Genomic DNA, 14,700 nt, shown 5'->3' with positions numbered 1-14,700 from the left:
AGAATGTCAGATATCAAAAAAGTTGTATTAGCATACTCAGGTGGTTTGGACACGTCGGCCATCATTCCGTGGTTAAAAGAAACCTACAACGATTGTGAAATTGTTGCCTTTTGTGCCGATGTAGGCCAAGGCGAAGAAGAGTTGGTTGGGCTTGAAGAAAAAGCCTTAGCGTCTGGTGCTTCAGAGTGTTACATCGTTGACCTTAAAGAAGAGTTTGTTGCTGACTACATCTACCCAACTATCGCTACTGGTGCTGTATATGAAGGTACTTACTTGTTAGGCACTTCAATGGCGCGTCCTATTATTGCTAAAGCCCAAGTAGAAGTAGCCCGTAAAGTGGGTGCTGATGCGGTATGTCATGGTTGTACTGGTAAAGGTAACGACCAAATTCGTTTCGAAAGCTGCTTTGCAGCCCTTGCTCCAGAGCTAAAAGTGATTGCACCTTGGCGTGAATGGGAAATGGAAAGCCGTGAAGATTTGCTCGATTACCTAGCAGAGCGCAAAATCGAAACCACGGCTTCAGCAACTAAAATCTATAGCCGTGACGCTAACGCGTGGCATATTTCACACGAAGGCGGCGAGCTAGAAGACCCATGGAACGAGCCAAGTAAAGGTGTGTGGACATTAACGGTTGATCCAGTAGATGCGCCAAACGAGCCAGAATACGTAAACCTTAAAGTTGAAAATGGCCGTGTTGTTGCAGTAAACGATGAAGCATTAAGCCCTTACCAAGTAGTCATGAAGCTGAACGACATTGCCGCAGCTCATGGTGTTGGCCGTATCGACATTACCGAAAACCGCACCGTAGGTATGAAGTCTCGTGGTTGTTACGAAACGCCAGGCGGCACGGTAATTGTGGCTGCTTTACGTGCGATTGAAGAACTAGTACTCGATAAAACGTCACGTGTTTGGCGTGAAAAAGTGGGTCAAGAAATGGCACACTTGGTGTATGACGGTCGTTGGTTCACGCCTTTATGTACTTCACTAATCGCCGCTTCTGAAGCAATGGCTGCAGATGCTAACGGTGACGTAGTGATTAAGTTATACAAAGGCCAAGCGGTAGCGGTACAAAAACGCTCACCAAATAGCTTGTACTCAGAAGAGTTTGCCACTTTTGGTGAAGACCAAGTGTACGATCAAAAGCACGCTGAAGGCTTTATTCGTTTATACTCTCTAGCCAGCCGGATCCGTGCTTTAAATAGCAAATAAGATTGGCCGACGTATAAGCAGGAAATACACAGACCTCAGAGGCAATTTGCTCTGGGGTCTTTGCAATAATAAATGGAGAGTAAAATGGCATTGTGGGGTGGGCGTTTTAGCCAAGCTGCAGATACCAGATTTAAGCAGTTCAATGATTCGTTACGTTTTGATTATCGTTTAGCGGAGCAAGACATAACCGGATCAATTGCATGGTCGAAAGCATTGTTAAGTGTGGGCGTAATTACCGCCGACGAGCAACAGCGCTTGGAATCGGCCTTATTGGATTTGGGTAAACAAGTTGCTGAAAACCCGCAACAGATTTTGGGCAGTGATGCTGAAGATATTCACTCATGGGTAGAGATTCAACTTATCCAACGAGTGGGCGACTTAGGCAAAAAGCTTCACACAGGCCGTAGCCGTAATGACCAAGTTGCTACCGATTTAAAATTGTGGTGTAAAAGCCAAGGTGTTGAATTACTCGAGCACCTAGACAAGCTGCAACAAAAACTGGTTAAGTTTGCTCGCCAACAGCAAGACACTGTGCTGCCAGGTTACACTCACTTGCAACGCGCTCAACCGGTTACTTTTTCTCACTGGGCAATGGCCTACGTAGAAATGTTTGAACGTGATTACTCTCGTTTGCAAGATGCCCTAAGCCGTTTAGATGTATCACCACTTGGTTGTGGCGCATTAGCCGGTACTGCCTACCCAATGGATCGTCAGCAAATTGCTAAAGATTTAGGCTTTCGCCGTGCTACGCGTAACAGCTTGGATTCAGTGTCTGACCGCGACCACGTGGTTGAGCTTATCTCAACTGCCTCTATTAGTATGATTCACCTAAGCCGCATGGCTGAAGATTTAATCTTTTATAACTCGGGTGAGTCGGCATTTTTAGATTTGTCAGACCAAGTGACCTCTGGCTCATCATTGATGCCACAAAAGAAAAACCCAGATGCACTAGAGCTTATCCGTGGTAAAACCGGCCGAGTATACGGAGCATTGTCGGGCATTATGATGACCCTTAAAGCATTGCCTTTGGCTTATAACAAAGACATGCAAGAAGACAAAGAAGGTTTGTTTGACGCGCTAGATACTTGGGGTGACTGCTTAGCCATGGCTGAGTTGGTGCTTGATGATATGGATGTGCATGAAGAAACCACTACTGAGGCCGCTAAAGGTGGTTACTCAAATGCTACTGAACTGGCCGATTACTTAGTGGCTAAAGGTATTCCTTTCCGCGAAGCGCACCATATTGTGGGCATTGCAGTGGTTAAAGCCATTGAGAAAGGCGTTCCGCTTGAAGACTTAAGCCTAACTGAATTTAAAGAGTTAGCGCCAGAGATTGAAGATGACGTTTATCCAAACTTGTCCCTAGAATCAACGCTAGCTAAACGCCAGGCCTTAGGCGGCGTAGCGCCAGAGCAAGTTGAGCATGCCTTAACCGAAGCCGAAACTCGCTTGTCGAAACGTAACGTAAAAGGTTTATACGTTCGCTCTGCTCGAATGACCGACTTAGATACCATTGAAACTATGGTTAACTACTGGGCGCAAGCGGGTGAAAACTTACCGCGACCACGTCCTGAATTAGTACAAGCCGTTGGAGATTTCACGGTAAGCGAGCAAGCTGGCAAGGTGACTGGGTGTGCATCGCTATACTTGTACGATACTGGCCTAGCAGAGATTCGTTCATTAGGCGTTAACCCTGGCTCACAGCGTGCTGGCCAAGGCCGAGCCATGGTGCAACACTTAATGAAGAAAGCCAAGAAGATGGAAATTGAGAAGGTATTTGTACTGACTCGTGTTCCAGAATTCTTCATGAAGCTTGGCTTTAGCCCTACCTCTAAAAACATGCTGCCTGAAAAGGTAATGAAGGATTGTGATATTTGTCCTCGTCAGCATGCTTGTGATGAAGTGGCATTAGAGTTTATTCTGGATAACAACACCCTTATTCATAAGCAAAATGTTGCTTAGTTAAGTGCATCCACTGATCATTAAGCCTCGTTTAACGAGGCTTTTTTATTGGCTGGAATTTAGTGTTTCACTCAGCTTTATCAGGCTGATTACTGGGCGATGGTCACTAAGGGTATTTGGGCCCAGCTCATAGTTTATAAATTGGAGGTCTTTACTGATAAATATCCAATCTAAGCGTTTGTTTTTATAGCTGGCAAGTTGAGTGCTTTGCGGTTGATAAACACGATAGCGGCTGTTGTTTTCAAACTGGCTAACTACGCTTTCATCTTTTTCCCACTCACTATTAAAGTCACCCATTATAATGGCGCTACCTTCATGCTGGTTAAAACGCTCTCTTAGTTCCGCCATCTGTTGGCGCCTTTTGCTAGCGCGAGAAAAATCTAAGTGCAGTGATACTACATCCACGCTTTGCGTAGCAGTAATGTGTATTTTGGCTGCGGTAAAACCCTTAGTAGTGGTAGGGGGCGTTGGCATAAAGTGATAAGCATAGGCTTCGCTTATTGGGTATTTAGATAAAATGGCAGTACCGTAATTGGCAAGTTTTCCGTTGCTATGTAAGCTGTGTGCGTGCCACGAGTATCCAGCGTGCTGTGCGATATATTCAACATGGTTGAAAGAACCTGACCAAGCAGATGAGGCATCGGCTTCTTGCAGAGCAACTACATCAATGTTTTGCTGTTTTAAGTAGGCCGCAATATCTAGCAAGTTTTGCCGAGTAGTTGTACTACTTACTAGCAGTTGGTTTAAGACATTTTTTCGGCCGTGGGCAAGGTTAATACTTGCAACTCTAAGTTGTGGAAGCGGCGTTGTTACTACGTTTGAGTGAGGCCAATAATCTACTTTTAAAGGCACCGCTTGAGAGTTTTCTGTGAGGGCGTTGTTGGCACAGCCACTTAGCATCAAACCTAATAAAAGTAGAGTCAGTAAACGAACAGTGCTGGTGGTGCGCAATGCACTGTTCCTAAGTGTTTTCTTGGGCTGCAAGGAGTTCAGTTTGGGCTTTTTTGCTCATGCCTTTAACCACTAACTCGAAAGAATTATCGATTAAGCGAAACGCTTCGTTTTCTGCATCGCTGCCATCAAAGTGAATAGTGAGCCAATGGCGTTTGCTCATGTGGTAGCCACGAGTAATCGCGGGATAGATATCGATAAGCGCATCTATTTGCTCAGGCTGGCATTTCAGGTTCATACTCATCTCGCCCTCTTTCCAACTCACTAGCGCGAACATTTTACTACGAACCTTAAACACTGGTACGTCAGGCGCGAAGGGCAAATCCTGAGTTACCTCTGGTTTCGCCATTAAATAATCTTTTAGTTGCTGATATTCCATATCATTGCGCTTCAGTTGATTTGCTTATGCTCAATAGTAGCCAGAAAATACAACTATGCGAATACTTTGCTGCTTGGTATCAGTTACCGATATCCATGCGATGCTGTGACACATGGCTAAATATTCGTTCGCCGTCTAATACTTGAGCAAAAGGCATGGGGTTGCCGCAATGTTCAAGCACATAATCGGTGAGCTTCTCTTTAACAATGCTTAATAGTTGATCTTCTGACCAAGGCTTGGCTAGGTAATAATTGAGTCCGCCGCGATTAATGGCCTCAATGGTATCGTGCAGGCCAGCTTGCCCTGTGAGCAGAATTTTTTTAGCTGCTTCGCTATTGTCGGCGTGATTAAGATCGATAAGAAAATCGATGCCGAGTTCGTCGGGCATGATGTGATCGGCAAGAATTAGGGCGAGTTGACCACCTTGCGCTTCAAAGTCTTTTATCACTTCGCGGGCTTCAGCTACGCTCTCGGCACCGTCGATGGTAAAAGGTGGGCTTAAAGAGGCGATATCGTGTAGTACACTGTCGAGCACTTCGCGTTCATCATCAACACATAAAATCAATAATTGTTCCATGGTGCGGCTCCTTAAAGTCCTAGGTCTGATTCAATGGTAAGGTAATTATGAAACGGGTAAATTGTCCTAGCTCAGATTCCACTTCGATTCTGCCTAAATGCTGTGCAACTATTTGTTGGCACACCGTTAAACCTATTCCCAAGCCGAAGTTACTTTCACGCTTGGTGGTGAAATTAAGTTGGAATATCTTTTCTATAATCTCTGGTTTGATGCCGGGGCCATTATCTTCAATACAAATGGAGATATAGCTGGGTGAGGCTTCGATATATTGGCTGCTTACGCTGAGTTTTCCATGAGTCCCCATTGCGTCTAGAGCGTTGGCAATAAGGTTTGTCCACACTTGCTGCAACGCGATAGGGTGGCAGCGGTAAACCGGTAACAGGCCGTAACTACACTCAACCTCGAAGCCACGTAAACGATTCTCTAAAATCACAAGGGTTTCTGCTATGCCTTCGTTCAAGTCGGCCAGTACTGGTTGCTCAGGATCGCGACCTGCATAGTGTTTTAAGCCTTTTACCAGTTCAGCTATTCGTGAAGCGCAAACTTGAATATTGCGAAGGAAGTTACCGATTTGATGGTAACTCGCCAGCGTTGCGATTAACTGAGAATTATCTACTGTGTCGCTGCACTCCAAATATTGTTGGCGCAAGCTGGGGCCGTCTAGGCCTATAGTTACCGCTTTTCTTGCAGTAATGGCATCACCAAAAAGTTCTATCGAGTTTTTGCTGCGCTGGCGTATCTCGCTGGTGGACATAGGTTTTAAAGTGAACGCTGCCTTGAGCAATTCATGGCCAAGTTGCTGTTGTGGATGGGTTAACTCATTGTTTAATACGGTGGGTAATTGCTTGGCGATGGTGTCGCTACCGCGAATGATTGCGGCCACAGGGTTGTTTAACTCATGAGCAATGCCGGAAATGAGCTGGCCAAGCACTGCCATTTTCTCTTTTTCTATAAGCTGTTCGTGAGCGGAGTCTAGAGAATTAAGGGTACTCTGCAAGGTAAGTTTGGTATGAATGCTCTTTTGCAAACGTCGGTTAAAATGGCGCAATAGCAGGTTAGTAAATAGAGGCAGCAATTGACTGCTCGAATCGAGTACTTTGGCAAAGGTTGCCCGGTCAAGTTTTATCACGTCGGTTCGCTGCGTGGTTACCGCACTGGTAAAACCAAGCTCACCGGTAACGAAAGACATACCTCCCACTAATGAACCGGCTTGCATGCGGGCTACTTCGAGTATGTGTTGACCCTGTTGCTTCTTAAGCACAACTTCGCCTTTAGCGATAAACCATAAGAAGCGATTGGCTTTGCCTTCTTGTGTTAATACGTGATTTGCGCTGTAAGTACGACAAAGGTGGTCTTCATCATTGTCTTGGAAAAAACCATACAGTGCTGAAATCACTTTATCTGAAAGCTGTTGATCGCTTAAGGCGGTATAGTCAAAGAAGTTAGCCCTAATCTTTGCAACTTGTGCTGCTAGCTGCTTTTCTAACCAGCGTTGTTGAGCAGTTTGCTGTTGGTGAATAGGCCATTTGTTGTACATTAGCTGCGTGATTTCACTGTTACTGCTGTTAGGGGGGATAATCGCGTGTGGGCTAAACTGATTTATCCAGTGGAACACTTGCTCGGCGCTGGGCATTTGCTGAGTATGATGCAATACCAGCTTAAGGTTTTCGTAAACGGGTTGCTGTAATAAGGCCTGTAAGGCTAAAGCATTTTTCGGCTGGGCTAGTCGCTCCGTATCAATCACAATCAGTGCTACATGATGAAGTTGCAACTGCGAGTTATCGGGTACGTCTTCACAGTACCAGTATCGCCAAGGGGCGTCCGCTTGCTCAAGTATTGTTGACCAAGGCTGCTGGCTTATGATTAACAGGCTGTGGTGCTGAGTCATGGCAATCCAAGTTAACGCTTGTTGTTGAATATTATAGACTTACAATGATTAAGGTTTTGCGAGCTATCTAACGCTTGGTGAGACTTCTTTTGCTGTGGGTGTTTACCTATTGAACAATTATTTGGGTTTAACTTGTTTTTTTACCCTGCTTGAGTATAATACGCCAGCTCACTAATTTAGTGGGTTGAGTTGTTTAGGCAATTCATTTAGTTAGCTTGGTTTAAGTTAACTACTAACAGTGTTTCCGATTTGGAAGCAAACGTTACTCGTCGCATGCACTACCATCCCCAAATTTTGGATAAGGATGTCGTTGGTGTGTGTTAGGTTCTTTAATTTTTTATTTGGAGCTCTGTCAATGCAGAACCAAAGAATTCGAATCCGCTTGAAAGCATTTGATCACCGTCTGATCGATCAATCTACTGCGGAAATCGTAGAAACTGCCAAACGCACTGGCGCTCAGGTTCGTGGTCCTATTCCACTGCCTACTCGTAAAGAGCGTTACACCATTCTGGTATCTCCGCACGTTAATAAAGACGCGCGTGATCAGTATGAAATTCGCACCCACAAGCGTCTAGTAGACATCGTTGAGCCAACTGATAAAACAGTTGACGCTTTGATGCGCCTTGACCTTGCTGCTGGTGTAGATGTGCAAATCAGCTTGGGCTAAGCCTGAGTCTGACTAATAAGAGGTTTTTACAATGATTGGTCTAATCGGTCGTAAAGTTGGAATGACTCGCATCTTCACTGAAGATGGCGCATCAATTCCAGTTACCGTAATCGAATGTGAGCCAAACCGCGTTACTCGTGTTATCACTGAGGACAGCGACGGTTACCGTGCTCTACAAGTGACCACCGGCGCTAAAAAAGCAAGTCGTGTTAGCAAACCAGAAGCGGGTCAATTCGCTAAAGCTGGTGTTGACGCGGGTCGCGGCCTGTGGGAATTCCGTCTAGCAGACGGTGAAGGTGAAGAAGTTAACGTAGCTGATGAGCTAAAAGTTGACTTGTTCAATGAAGTTAAAAAAGTAGACGTTACTGGTACTTCTAAAGGTAAAGGTTTCCAAGGCGGTGTTAAACGCTGGAACTTCGCTACCCAAGATTTTACTCACGGTAACTCTTTGAGCCACCGTGCTCCTGGTTCTATTGGTCAAAACCAAAGCCCAGGTAAAGTATTCAAGGGCAAGAAGATGGCCGGACATATGGGTGCAGAGCGTGTAACTACGCAAAACCTAGATGTTGTACGTGTTGATGTTGAACGTAACCTAATTTTGGTTAAAGGTGCCGTACCAGGTGCTACCAATGGTAACGTGATCATTAAACCTGCTGTTAAAGCGTAACGCTAGGAGATAGTAATGGAATTGGTATTGAAAGACGCGCAAAGCGCTCTTGAAGTTTCCGAAACTACCTTCGGACGTGACTTTAACGAAGCGTTGATTCACCAGGTAGTAACTGCATACGCTGCAGGCGCTCGCCAGGGTTCACGCGCTCAGAAAACACGTTCTGAAGTATCAGGTGGTGGTAAGAAGCCATGGCGTCAGAAAGGTACAGGCCGAGCTCGTGCCGGTACAATTCGTAGCCCAATTTGGCGTAGCGGCGGGGTAACCTTTGCAGCTAAGCCACAAGATCACAGCCAAAAAGTTAACAAGAAAATGTACCGCGGCGCAATCCGCAGCATCTTGTCTGAACTTGTTCGTCAAGAACGTTTGATTGTGGTTGAGAAATTCAGCGTTGAAGCGCCAAAAACTAAAGAATTAGTTGCTAAGTTGAAAGACTTCGATTTGAACGATGTATTAATCGTTACGCCTGAAGTTGATGAAAACTTATTCCTGGCCGCACGTAACCTCTACAAAGTAGACGTTCGTGATGTAGCTGGTATTGATCCAGTTAGCTTGATTGCTTTTGATAAAGTGTTGATAACTGCTGATGCAGTGAAACAAATTGAGGAGTGGTTAGCATGATCAGCGAAGAACGTTTGTTGAAAGTACTAGTAGCTCCACATATCTCTGAAAAGAGCACTATGTCTGCTGAAGCCGATAACACTATCGTATTCAAAGTTGTTTCTACAGCAACTAAAGCAGAAATCAAAGCTGCAGTTGAAAAACTATTCGAAGTTGAAGTGACTGGCGTTACTACCTTGAACCAAAAAGGTAAAACTAAACGTCACGGAGCTCGTTTCGGTCGCCGTAACGACGTGAAGAAAGCGTATGTAACCTTAGCTGAAGGTTCAGACATCGACTTCACCGGTGCCGCAGAGTAATAGGAGTATTCTTAAATGGCTATTGTAAAATGTAAGCCTACATCTGCTGGTCGTCGCCACGTTGTTAAAGTGGTTAACACTGACCTGCACAAAGGCAAGCCTTACGCTCCTTTGTTGGAAAGTAAGTCGAAATCTGGTGGTCGTAACAACCGCGGTGTAATTACCGTGCGTCATATTGGTGGTGGTCATAAGCAACACTACCGTATGATTGACTTCAAACGAAATGATAAAGATGGCATTCCTGCGAAAGTAGAACGTCTTGAATATGATCCAAACCGCAGTGCTCACATTGCTTTGGTATTATTTGCAGACGGTGAACGCCGTTACATTTTGGCACCAAAAGGTGTTAAAGCAGGCGCAGCTATTGCTTCTGGTGTTGATGCACCAATCGAAGCAGGTAACTGTTTGCCAATGCGTAACATGCCAGTAGGTTCTACTGTTCACGCGATTGAAATGAAGCCTGGTAAGGGTGCCCAAATGGCACGTTCTGCTGGTGCTTACGCTCAAATCGTTGCGCGTGATGGTGCATACGTAACTCTACGTCTACGTAGTGGTGAAATGCGTAAGATATTATCTGATTGTCGCGCTACATTAGGCGAAGTAGGTAATGGCGAGCATATGCTACGTAAACTTGGTAAAGCTGGTGCAACGCGCTGGCGTGGTGTTCGTCCTACCGTTCGCGGTGTGGTAATGAACCCAGTTGATCACCCACATGGTGGTGGTGAAGGTCGTACATCTGGTGGCCGTCATCCAGTTACTCCTTGGGGTGTTCCAACCAAAGGTTACAAAACTCGTAAAAACAAGAGTACGGATCAATATATCGTACGCCGTCGTTCTAAGAAATAAGGGGAATCGCCATGCCACGTTCTCTCAAGAAGGGTCCATTCATTGACCTACACTTGTTGAAGAAGGTAGAGAAAGCGGTGGAAAGCGGGGACAAGAAACCATTGAAAACTTGGTCTCGTCGCTCAATGATCATTCCACAAATGATCGGTTTGACCATCGCTGTCCATAATGGTCGTCAGCACGTTCCAGTATTTGTTACCGATGAAATGATCGGTCATAAACTGGGTGAATTTGCGCCAACTCGTACTTATCGCGGCCATGTCGCAGATAAGAAAGCGAAGAAGAAGTAGGAGTATAAATTATGGAAGCTTTAGCTAAACATCGTTTTGCTCGTGGTTCTGCGCAGAAAGCTCGCCTGGTTGCAGATCAAGTACGTGGTCTACCAGTAGAAAAAGCACTTGTTACGTTGCAATTCAGCAGCAAAAAAGCAGCAGGACTTGTTAAAAAAGTTCTAGAGTCTGCTATTGCTAACGCTGAGCACAACGAAGGTGCTGATATTGATGAGTTGAAAATTACCAAAATCTTCGTTGATGATGGTCCAACTCTAAAGCGTATTCGTCCTCGTGCTAAAGGCCGAGCCGACCGTATTATCAAGCGTACCAGCCACATCACTGTGGTTGTATCTGATAACTAGGAGATAAGCAATGGGTCAGAAAGTACATCCTAATGGTATTCGCCTAGGTATCGTAAAACCATGGAATTCAACCTGGTATGCCGATAAAGGTGAATACGCAGACAACCTTTTCAGTGACCACAAAGTACGTCAGTTCTTAACTAAAGAATTGAAAAGTGCTTCTGTGTCTCGCATTACAATTGAACGTCCTGCTAAAAGCATTCGTGTGACTATTCACACTGCTCGCCCAGGTGTTGTAATTGGTAAGAAAGGTGAAGATGTTGAGAAACTTCGCAAGAACGTAGCTAAATTAGCTGGCGTACCTGCGCAAATCAATATCTCAGAAGTTCGTAAGCCTGAGTTAGACGCGAAATTAGTAGCAGACTCTATCTCTAGCCAACTAGAACGTCGTGTTATGTTCCGTCGCGCTATGAAGCGTGCCGTGCAAAATGCAATGCGTCTAGGCGCTAAAGGTATCAAGGTTCAAGTTAGTGGTCGTTTAGGCGGAGCAGAAATTGCTCGTGCTGAATGGTACCGTGAAGGCCGTGTACCTCTACACACTTTACGTGCTGACATCGATTACTCAACTTCAGAAGCGTTGACTACTTACGGTATCATCGGCGTTAAAGTTTGGATCTTTAAAGGCGAAGTTCTTGGCGGTATGCCATTGGCTGTAGCTCCTGAAGCTCCTTCTAAGCCGAAGCGCGGCAACAAGCGCAACGCTAAATAGGAGAATCGGGAATGTTACAACCAAAACGTACTAAATTCCGTAAGCAGCACACTGGTCGTAACCGTGGTTTAGGCAAAGGACAAGATGTGTCTTTTGGCGACTTCGGTCTTAAAGCGACTGGCCGTGGCCGTCTTACTGCTCGTCAGATCGAAGCAGCACGTCGTGCGATGACTCGTCACATTAAACGTCAAGGTAAAATCTGGATCCGTGTATTCCCAGACAAACCTATTACTCAGAAGCCTCTTGAGGTTCGTATGGGTAAAGGTAAAGGTAATGTGGAATATTGGGTAGCCCAAATTCAGCCAGGCAAAGTCCTGTATGAAATGGACGGTGTATCAGAAGAACTTGCTCGTGAAGCGTTTGAACTAGCTTCTCGCAAGTTGCCTATTAGCACTACTTTTGTAACGCGGACGGTAATGTAATGAAAGCTAACGAACTTAAAGATAAAAGTGTTGAAGAGCTTAAAGCTGAGCTACTAAACCTGCTTCGTGAGCAATTCAACTTGCGTATGCAAGCAAGTACTGGTCAATTAGCCCAATCTCACTTGCTTAAAAACGTACGTCGCGACATCGCGCGTGTGAAAACAATTCTGAATCAGAAGGCAGGTGCGTAATGAGCGATATCCGTACATTGCAAGGCAAAGTAATTAGCGACAAAATGGACAAGTCTATTGTTGTTGCTATTGAGCGTCAGGTTAAACACCCTATTTACGGTAAATACACCAAACGCACTACTAAGCTACATGCACATGATGAAGCTAACGTTGCCGCTGAAGGCGATGTAGTAACTATCAAAGAATGTGCTCCAATTTCTAAGACTAAGTCTTGGACTTTGGTAGACGTAGTAGTTAAAGCCTAAGCTTTAAAAACGAATGAAAAGGCTCCTGTTTAGGGGCCTTTTTTCTATAATTAGCTTATAAATACTAATGTTATTAGTTGATTTTGTAGCACAATTACTCAACTCCCCCCTCAATTTCTATATTTCCCAATTGCATGTCCTGGCATGAGCTGGCAGTATCATTTAGTTATATGAGTTTTAGAACTAATGGAGCAGTCGTTTAGGTTCATGGAAGAGCAGAAGCCGTCACAGTCTAGAGAAGGGAAAGAAGTCGATTTGCGACAGCTTTTTGTTACCTTGTGGCAAGCCAAATTAAACATAATCCTTGTAGTGATGGTGACATTACTGCTGAGTATGCTTTATGTAAAAGCACTGCCTTCTTTGTATCAAGCCTCCTCAAAATTGATGATAGGTTACAGCCAAGCAAAAATGGTGGCTGTAGAAGATGTCTATAATTTTGATACTCAAGCAGAGTCTTACTTTAATACTGAAATGGAGATTTTACGTTCAGAACGTATTGCTCTAGCAGTGATTAACAAGCTCGATTTACAGCACCACCCCGAATTTTTGCGCGCCCCAATCGCACCTTGGCGATACTGGTGGCAAGTGGTTACTCTCGGCTACAGCAGTCAGTTTAGCCCTTCTGCAACCCCAAGCGAGGCGCGGCTACTGAGGGTATTTAAGCAGCGCCTTTCGGTAACCCCTCTTCCTAAAAGTCGCTTGGTTGAAATTGGTTTTAGAAGCTGGGATAGATTGTTAGCGCAGCAAGTATCGATTGCTGTCGCCGAGGCCTATATTGAATACCATCGCAGCTCTAGTGAAGCAGCCACCGACCAAACTATTGGTTGGTTATTGCAAGAACTGAATCGCTTAAAAACGGCATTGCAAAGCTCAGAAGTTGAATTGCAGCTTTACAGAGAAGAAGAAAATTTGGTAGACCAAGAAGGTATTCTTGGACTTATTGGTAAAGAGCTACAACAGCTCACTACCCAACAATTAGAAGCCCAGCGTCTAAAAAGTGAAGCCAGTGCCTTATGGTCCATCGTTAAACGCGCTTCAAAAGGGGACTTGGATAAACTTACTTCTTTAAGCGAAATTCAACGGGACCCGATGGTGCAGAATATTAAGCGCCGACGCATTGAACTAGAGCTTGAACAAGCTGATCTCGCCAAGCGCTATGGGCCTAAACACCCTAAACGGGTGTCGCTGTCTGGAGAAATAGCTCGAGTAGAGTTAGAGCTTCGTAGCCAAACCAATTTTATCATTTCAGGTATCGAGAAAAGCTATCAATCGGCAGTCGCTCGCGAAGCCGCTTTGGCTGAGTCTTTACGTTTAGCTAAAGTTAAGTACCAAGACCTTAGTCGAAAAACCACCCGTTTTAATCAGTTAACTCGCGAAATAGACAGTAATACCCGTTTATACAATACTTTCTTAGAGAAGTTCAAAGAAGCTGAGGCTGCCGAGGGCTTCAATCGTGGTTATGCTCAGTTAGTTGATAGTGCTCGTTTACCCGAGTCAGCCATTAAGCCGAAGAAAGCGATTATTGTTATTTTGGCGGGAATGTTAGCGGGCATACTTAGTGTTGTGTTTGTATTATTGAAACAAGCGATGTCGAGAACTTTCGCAACTGTTGAAGAGCTAGAAACAGCAATGAGCGTCGAAGTCATTGCTGAAGTACCTAAAGTGAAAGTACGCAGTAATAAGTGGTTACGGCAAGGTGTGCACCCTTGGTTGGGCGAGCCTTTGCGTTCCTTGAGAGCACGTTTGCAAATGCGCCCAAATCGCGGGCAAGTGGTATTGTTCACATCTGCTTTAGAAGGCGAAGGTAAAACCAGTTTAACTATTCAAACTGCAGCAGCTTGTAGTGACGTTGAAAAAGTACTGCTAATTGATGCCGACTTGCGTCGCGCGTCGGTTTCTACTTACTTAAATTATCCCTTAACCCAGCCGGGTTTAACTCACCTGTTATCTCGAACTCATACGGTATCCCAGTGTATTTATCGTGATAACCAACTCGGCTTTGATGTCCTTACGGCCGGTCTTATCGACCGCCATTCAACTTCCCTCTTAGCCTCTAAAAAATTCAAGCTCTTGCTTAAAGGTTTGCGCCAGCATTATGACCGTATCGTGATTGAAACAGGTCCTTTGATGCAAGTAACTGATGCCGTGATGGTTGCGCCTGTAGTAGACGCAACGTTAATGGTGGTACAAGCTGAGCGCACAGACGGAAAATCGATAGAAAGCGCATTAAACAAGTTGTCTCGTATGGACATAGAGATTGCCGGGGTTGTGTTCAACAAGGTTGCACGTAATCGTCGTGCCTATGATTACGACCTACCGTCAGTGCATCTTGTAGAGCGCAGCCCTAAAGTTGTTCCTATTCACGAAGATAAGTTTCGTCAGCATGGCTAATTCCTGCCGGAAGGTGGAGAGTTAAACAGTTTTGGTATATGG

At 45.0% G+C, this 14,700-nt stretch carries 18 protein-coding genes; 14 read left to right on the top strand and 4 right to left on the bottom strand.

Annotation, left to right across the window (positions count from 1 at the left end; all coding sequences use genetic code 11):
* Positions 1-3 precede the first annotated feature (3 nt).
* Both ACLD71_RS02930 and argH read left to right on the top strand, forming a co-directional pair.
* Positions 4-1,209 carry an argininosuccinate synthase gene (locus ACLD71_RS02930; protein WP_303511789.1) on the top strand — a complete coding sequence of 402 codons (1,206 nt, stop codon included), beginning with the start codon at positions 4-6 and terminating at the stop codon, positions 1,207-1,209.
* A gap of 84 nt (positions 1,210-1,293) precedes the next feature.
* The gene (gene argH / locus ACLD71_RS02925) at positions 1,294-3,171 is read left to right on the top strand and encodes an argininosuccinate lyase (RefSeq protein WP_137674380.1); all 1,878 of its coding nucleotides are present in this window, start codon (positions 1,294-1,296) and stop codon (positions 3,169-3,171) included.
* A gap of 45 nt (positions 3,172-3,216) precedes the next feature.
* Here argH and ACLD71_RS02920 read toward each other — a convergent pair whose 3' ends face one another.
* The 4 genes from ACLD71_RS02920 to ACLD71_RS02905 form a co-directional block, all read right to left on the bottom strand.
* Complete coding sequence (locus ACLD71_RS02920) at positions 3,217-4,122, bottom strand: endonuclease/exonuclease/phosphatase family protein (protein ID WP_137674379.1); 906 nt, start codon at positions 4,120-4,122, stop codon at positions 3,217-3,219.
* Positions 4,123-4,132: 10 nt separating this feature from the next.
* Positions 4,133-4,501 (bottom strand): MmcQ/YjbR family DNA-binding protein, encoded by a 369-nt coding sequence (locus ACLD71_RS02915; RefSeq protein ID WP_137674378.1) that lies wholly within the window; start codon positions 4,499-4,501, stop codon positions 4,133-4,135.
* Between the two features lie 79 nt (positions 4,502-4,580).
* On the bottom strand, positions 4,581-5,078 hold the full coding sequence (locus ACLD71_RS02910) for a response regulator (protein ID WP_137674377.1): 498 nt from the start codon (positions 5,076-5,078) through the stop codon (positions 4,581-4,583).
* A gap of 19 nt (positions 5,079-5,097) precedes the next feature.
* Positions 5,098-6,966 (bottom strand): ATP-binding protein, encoded by a 1,869-nt coding sequence (locus tag ACLD71_RS02905; RefSeq protein WP_411992886.1) that lies wholly within the window; start codon positions 6,964-6,966, stop codon positions 5,098-5,100.
* Between the two features lie 355 nt (positions 6,967-7,321).
* Here ACLD71_RS02905 and rpsJ point away from each other — a divergent pair, with 355 nt between their 5' ends.
* The 12 genes from rpsJ to ACLD71_RS02845 all read left to right on the top strand — a co-directional run bounded on the left by rpsJ (position 7,322) and on the right by ACLD71_RS02845 (position 14,658).
* Positions 7,322-7,633 (top strand): 30S ribosomal protein S10, encoded by a 312-nt coding sequence (gene rpsJ / locus ACLD71_RS02900; protein WP_137674375.1) that lies wholly within the window; start codon positions 7,322-7,324, stop codon positions 7,631-7,633.
* Between the two features lie 31 nt (positions 7,634-7,664).
* Positions 7,665-8,300: a 50S ribosomal protein L3 gene (gene rplC, locus ACLD71_RS02895; RefSeq protein WP_137674374.1), complete on the top strand. Its 636-nt coding sequence runs from the start codon at positions 7,665-7,667 to the stop codon at positions 8,298-8,300.
* Between the two features lie 15 nt (positions 8,301-8,315).
* On the top strand, positions 8,316-8,921 hold the full coding sequence (gene rplD / locus ACLD71_RS02890; RefSeq protein ID WP_137674373.1) for a 50S ribosomal protein L4: 606 nt from the start codon (positions 8,316-8,318) through the stop codon (positions 8,919-8,921).
* Positions 8,918-9,220: a 50S ribosomal protein L23 gene (gene rplW / locus ACLD71_RS02885; protein WP_137674372.1), complete on the top strand. Its 303-nt coding sequence runs from the start codon at positions 8,918-8,920 to the stop codon at positions 9,218-9,220. The genes rplD and rplW overlap by 4 nt, the downstream gene beginning before the upstream one ends.
* 15 nt (positions 9,221-9,235) lie before the next feature.
* Positions 9,236-10,066, top strand: coding sequence for a 50S ribosomal protein L2 (rplB, locus tag ACLD71_RS02880; protein WP_137674371.1), 831 nt, complete (start codon positions 9,236-9,238; stop codon positions 10,064-10,066).
* Positions 10,067-10,077: 11 nt separating this feature from the next.
* Positions 10,078-10,356 carry a 30S ribosomal protein S19 gene (gene rpsS, locus ACLD71_RS02875; protein ID WP_137674370.1) on the top strand — a complete coding sequence of 93 codons (279 nt, stop codon included), beginning with the start codon at positions 10,078-10,080 and terminating at the stop codon, positions 10,354-10,356.
* A gap of 11 nt (positions 10,357-10,367) precedes the next feature.
* The gene (gene rplV / locus ACLD71_RS02870; RefSeq protein WP_016403499.1) at positions 10,368-10,700 is read left to right on the top strand and encodes a 50S ribosomal protein L22; all 333 of its coding nucleotides are present in this window, start codon (positions 10,368-10,370) and stop codon (positions 10,698-10,700) included.
* 10 nt (positions 10,701-10,710) lie between these two features.
* Positions 10,711-11,409: a 30S ribosomal protein S3 gene (rpsC, locus tag ACLD71_RS02865; protein ID WP_137674369.1), complete on the top strand. Its 699-nt coding sequence runs from the start codon at positions 10,711-10,713 to the stop codon at positions 11,407-11,409.
* Between the two features lie 11 nt (positions 11,410-11,420).
* A complete protein-coding gene (gene rplP, locus ACLD71_RS02860; RefSeq protein WP_137674368.1) occupies positions 11,421-11,831 on the top strand; it encodes a 50S ribosomal protein L16 in 411 nt (136 codons plus the stop codon).
* On the top strand, positions 11,831-12,022 hold the full coding sequence (gene rpmC / locus ACLD71_RS02855) for a 50S ribosomal protein L29 (RefSeq protein ID WP_137674367.1): 192 nt from the start codon (positions 11,831-11,833) through the stop codon (positions 12,020-12,022). Before rplP ends, rpmC begins: the two co-directional genes overlap by 1 nt.
* Positions 12,022-12,267, top strand: coding sequence for a 30S ribosomal protein S17 (gene rpsQ, locus ACLD71_RS02850; RefSeq protein ID WP_137674366.1), 246 nt, complete (start codon positions 12,022-12,024; stop codon positions 12,265-12,267). Before rpmC ends, rpsQ begins: the two co-directional genes overlap by 1 nt.
* A 207-nt stretch (positions 12,268-12,474) precedes the next feature.
* On the top strand, positions 12,475-14,658 hold the full coding sequence (locus tag ACLD71_RS02845; protein WP_161985188.1) for a GumC family protein: 2,184 nt from the start codon (positions 12,475-12,477) through the stop codon (positions 14,656-14,658).
* Positions 14,659-14,700 lie beyond the last annotated feature (42 nt).

This window comes from Agarivorans sp. DSG3-1, assembly GCF_046774965.1.
Classification (GTDB): domain Bacteria; phylum Pseudomonadota; class Gammaproteobacteria; order Enterobacterales; family Celerinatantimonadaceae; genus Agarivorans.
The sequence above is the reverse complement of the archived record's forward strand: the minus strand, read 5'-3'. Positions and strand labels throughout refer to the sequence as shown.

Bases quoted from the DNA above. Each gene is read 5' to 3' on its own strand.
- rpmC (WP_137674367.1), top strand. From the start codon at position 11,831: ATGAAAGCTAACGAACTTAAAGATAAAAGTGTTGAAGAGCTTAAAGCT.
- rpsS (WP_137674370.1), top strand. From the start codon at position 10,078: ATGCCACGTTCTCTCAAGAAGGGTCCATTCATTGACCTACACTTGTTG.
- rplP (WP_137674368.1), top strand. From the start codon at position 11,421: ATGTTACAACCAAAACGTACTAAATTCCGTAAGCAGCACACTGGTCGT.
- rpsC (WP_137674369.1), top strand. From the start codon at position 10,711: ATGGGTCAGAAAGTACATCCTAATGGTATTCGCCTAGGTATCGTAAAA.
- rplC (WP_137674374.1), top strand. From the start codon at position 7,665: ATGATTGGTCTAATCGGTCGTAAAGTTGGAATGACTCGCATCTTCACT.
- rplD (WP_137674373.1), top strand. From the start codon at position 8,316: ATGGAATTGGTATTGAAAGACGCGCAAAGCGCTCTTGAAGTTTCCGAA.
- rpsJ (WP_137674375.1), top strand. From the start codon at position 7,322: ATGCAGAACCAAAGAATTCGAATCCGCTTGAAAGCATTTGATCACCGT.
- rpsQ (WP_137674366.1), top strand. From the start codon at position 12,022: ATGAGCGATATCCGTACATTGCAAGGCAAAGTAATTAGCGACAAAATG.
- rplB (WP_137674371.1), top strand. From the start codon at position 9,236: ATGGCTATTGTAAAATGTAAGCCTACATCTGCTGGTCGTCGCCACGTT.
- rplW (WP_137674372.1), top strand. From the start codon at position 8,918: ATGATCAGCGAAGAACGTTTGTTGAAAGTACTAGTAGCTCCACATATC.
- ACLD71_RS02845 (WP_161985188.1), top strand. From the start codon at position 12,475: ATGGAAGAGCAGAAGCCGTCACAGTCTAGAGAAGGGAAAGAAGTCGAT.
- ACLD71_RS02905 (WP_411992886.1), bottom strand. From the start codon at position 6,966: ATGACTCAGCACCACAGCCTGTTAATCATAAGCCAGCAGCCTTGGTCA.
- ACLD71_RS02915 (WP_137674378.1), bottom strand. From the start codon at position 4,501: ATGGAATATCAGCAACTAAAAGATTATTTAATGGCGAAACCAGAGGTA.
- rplV (WP_016403499.1), top strand. From the start codon at position 10,368: ATGGAAGCTTTAGCTAAACATCGTTTTGCTCGTGGTTCTGCGCAGAAA.
- ACLD71_RS02910 (WP_137674377.1), bottom strand. From the start codon at position 5,078: ATGGAACAATTATTGATTTTATGTGTTGATGATGAACGCGAAGTGCTC.
- ACLD71_RS02930 (WP_303511789.1), top strand. From the start codon at position 4: ATGTCAGATATCAAAAAAGTTGTATTAGCATACTCAGGTGGTTTGGAC.
- argH (WP_137674380.1), top strand. From the start codon at position 1,294: ATGGCATTGTGGGGTGGGCGTTTTAGCCAAGCTGCAGATACCAGATTT.